Below are 3458 nucleotides of genomic sequence, written 5' to 3' on the forward strand. Positions count from 1 at the left end.
CGACGGTGCGGGCGACCTGCCGGCGCGGCGCGCCCAGGGCGAGCAGCAGCGCGGAGTCCCGGGAGCGCTCGTGGGCGGAGCCGGCCACGGCGGCGACGAAGCCGATCGCGGCGAGGACGGCGGTGACGAACGCGACGGCCAGCAGCGCGTTCTGCGGGGCGGCCCCCACCGGGTCGCCGAGTCTTCCCTCGGAGGCCTCGTCGTAGAGCCGGATGTCCTGGGAGCCGGGGCCGGTCCGCAGGGCGGCGGCGGCCTCGGCCGGGGCGCAGTCGCCCGGCCCGGTGGCGGGCAGCCACCACTCGGCGTGACCGCCCAGTGCCCGGCCGTGGGCGGCCAGCATCCGCGCGGTGGTGGCCAGGTCGACGACCAGGGCCTCGGGACCGGCCGTCGGCACGGCCCGGACCGTCCCGGTGATCCTGACCTGGACGATCGTCCCGGCGAACGGCACCTGGACGACGTCGCCCGTGCGGGCGCCGGCGAGCTTCAGGTAGCCGGGGGTGGCGACGCCGGACAGGACGCTCGGAGTGTCCGTTCCCGCGGTGCGCACGACGGCCGGAACGGGGCCCGCCAGACCGGGCTTGGGGGCGAAGCGGACGGTGAACAGCCGCCCGGCGTCGGCCGGTTCGCGCCCTACGGTGATCGGCGGCGGAGTGCCGGTCGCGAGCTGCGGCCCCTCGGTCGTGCCTGCCGTCCAGGTGAGGCCGGCCGGCACCGGGACCTCGGTCGCGGGGCCGTCCGCGCTGTCCGAGACGGCCAGCCGGCGGACGGTCACCTCGCTCTCGGCGCCGCCGCCGAAGGAGGCGGTCGCGCCGACCAGGGTCAGCGGTGCGGCGACGGAGCCCGCCGGGGCGTCCACCAGCGCGCTCAGCGAGGCCGAGGCACGCTGCTCGCCGTCGGCCCGGAGCCCGGTGAACGGGACCTTGTGGACGTAGCCGAAGCGGTCCTGTAGCAGGAGGGCCAGCTGCGGCGGGACCGGCCGGACGGCCAGGTCCCGGACGAGGAGGTCGGCGTCGATCCGCAGTGGGCGGCCGGGCAGCGGCACCCCGGCCGCCGCACCGGTGGGGGCCGGCTGGGCGAGCCCGCCGAAGAGCTTCGCCCGGTCGGCCCCGTCGAGCAGGTCGTCGCGGACGGGGACGCGCGCGGCGAGGGCGGCGGAGTCCACCGCGAGCACCTCGCTCCTGCCGTTGGGCAGCAGTTCCTCCTCACGGTCGACGGGGACCAGCCGGTCGCCGCCGGGCAGGCTGCCGTAGCGGCCGCCCTGGCCCATCAGCGCGCTGTGCGAGGCGGAGATCCGCAGACCGCCCGCCGTGTCGAAGGCGGCCTGGTCGCGCTGGGAGGCCGTCCAGGTGGCGTGCTGACCGAGCGCCAGCACGCCGGTGGCCACCGCCATGACGAGCAGCAGCACCGGCCCGGTGGCGCGGCCGGGCCGGCGGGCCAGCTGCCAGCCGACCATGGCCGGGCCGAGCCCTCGGCCCCGGGCGGCGAACCGGGCGCCCAGCCGGGCGACGAGCGGCAGCAGCCGCAGCACCACCAGGGTGCCGGCGCACAGGGCGAGGGTCGGAGTGGCGACCAACAGCAGGTCCACGCCGAGTCGGCCGGAGGAGTCGGCGGACAGCCCGCCCCCGTACTGGTCGAGCTGCTGGTAGGCAAGGGCGGCCAGTGCGAGCACCGCGAGGTCCCCGCCGTTGCGGGCGACACCGGAGACCACGGCCTGGCGCTGGCCGGCCCGGCGGCGCAGGGCGGAGCCGGCGCCGCGCAGCAGGCCGGGCACGGTGGTCAGCACGATGCAGCCGAGGGCGCAGAGCACGGCCACCGGCCAGAGCGTCCAGCGCAGTTGGGCGTCCATGGCGACCTGGTGGGACCGGCCGAGGCCCGCCAGGACGCGGACCAGGAACGGGGTGAGCAGGGGTGCGAGCACCGAGGCCGGGAGGGCGAGCAGCACCGACTCCAGGGCGGTGAAGCCGCCGAGCCTGGCACCGGAGGCGCCACGGGCGGCGAGCAGCTCGTTCTCCGGCTCCTGGCGGGTCGAGATCAGTCGGACCACCAGCAGCAGGGCGGCCCCGGCGAGCACCGCGAGTTGCAGGGCCCCGATCAGCAGCGTGGACCGGGCGACCAGCAGGCCGGCCGACAACTCGCTCATCACCTGCGGGAGTTCGGTGGTGGCGGCGAGGCCGGAGGCCCTCCGCAGGTCGTCGCCCAGGCTCCTGGCCCGGTCGCCGACGGCCTCGGCCGTGCCCTGGTCGACGCCCGCGAAGTCGGCGTCGAGCAGCCAGCCGCGGCTGCTCTGCACCAGGCCGCCCGAGGTGAAGGCGCTCTGGTCGACCATCATCGGGCCGTAGGTGGTGAAGCCGCCGGTCTCGATCCCGTGGCCGCCGACCGGGTCGATCCGCCAGTACGCGGCGAACGGGTCGACGGGCCGGTAGGTGCCGGTGACCCGCACGGTCAGCGGCGTGCCGTCGAGCCGCTCGGTGAGCCGGACGTCCGCGGGCAACGCCTCGGCGGCCAGGCCGAGCCGGGCCAGCATGGTGTGGGGGACGGCCACCTGCGGGGCGGCCGAGCGGACGGAGCCGGTGGCCGGGTCCGGCCAGGCGCCGGCGGCCAGGCTCACCCGGGTGCGGTCGAGGTCCGCGAGGACCGTCAGGTCGGCCTTGGCGGTGCCGGCCGCGACGCTCCCGACAGCCGGACTTCCGGCCGCCGCCGCGGCGGCGCCGTCCGGCAGGCCGTAGGTGCGGCTGCGCAGCAGGCTGTCGGTGCGCACGGGCAGGTCGCCGAAGAGCTTCTGCCGGTAGGAGGCGAGCGCCTCCTCGTCCTTCTGCCGCTGGTCGAGGCCGTGTTCGGCGGTCACCACCACGGCGGTCCGGGCATGGCCCGGGCCCTGGAGCGCCTGCCGCAGGCCGGCCTGGCCGACGCCGCTGTTGAAGGTCACCAGGGCGGTCAGCACCGCCGTGGTGACCAGTACCGTCAGCAGGACGGCAGCGGCCAGCGGCAGTCGCCCACGCAGTCTGCGCACGACGAAGCCGAGCATCAAGTTCCTCCCCCGGTAGGGTCCCCGGTCGCGTCCCGGTCCCACCCGTGGGCCCGGTCCCGGCGGAGAGGCCGCGGACGGACACCCCACGGGAACACCGGCGCGGTGAACACCGGCATTCGCTCGCCGGATAGCGGACGATGCTGTCAGATCGGATCGGCGAGCGGAAGGGATCTGCTCGAATCGAACGGACATCGAGCGAATTCCTCGGATCGACACCGTCCGTACCGGAGGAGAAACCTCTGAATTACCGTGGACATTTCACGATGCCCGCTCCAGTAATCCACTCCGACCTGCGAACTTCTATTCTCCGCATATTCCTGACCGGAATGCTGAACCATGCGGTCGAGGAATCCGTTGACCCTGCCGGGCGGGGCACGCAGAACCTGCGGCACCGCACCGGGCGGTCCGGCTCGCGCGGGCCCGCGCGCTC

General features: G+C 75.9%; 1 protein-coding gene. It reads right to left on the bottom strand.

Annotation, left to right across the window (positions count from 1 at the left end; genetic code table 11):
- Window positions 1-3025: ABC transporter permease (locus AB0E96_RS39695; RefSeq protein ID WP_359831518.1), on the bottom strand; the 3025-nt coding region annotated here is incomplete at its 3' end.
- Window positions 3026-3458 lie beyond the last annotated feature (433 nt).

It is taken from the genome of Kitasatospora sp. NPDC036755 (assembly GCF_040636595.1).
Taxonomy (GTDB): domain Bacteria; phylum Actinomycetota; class Actinomycetes; order Streptomycetales; family Streptomycetaceae; genus Kitasatospora.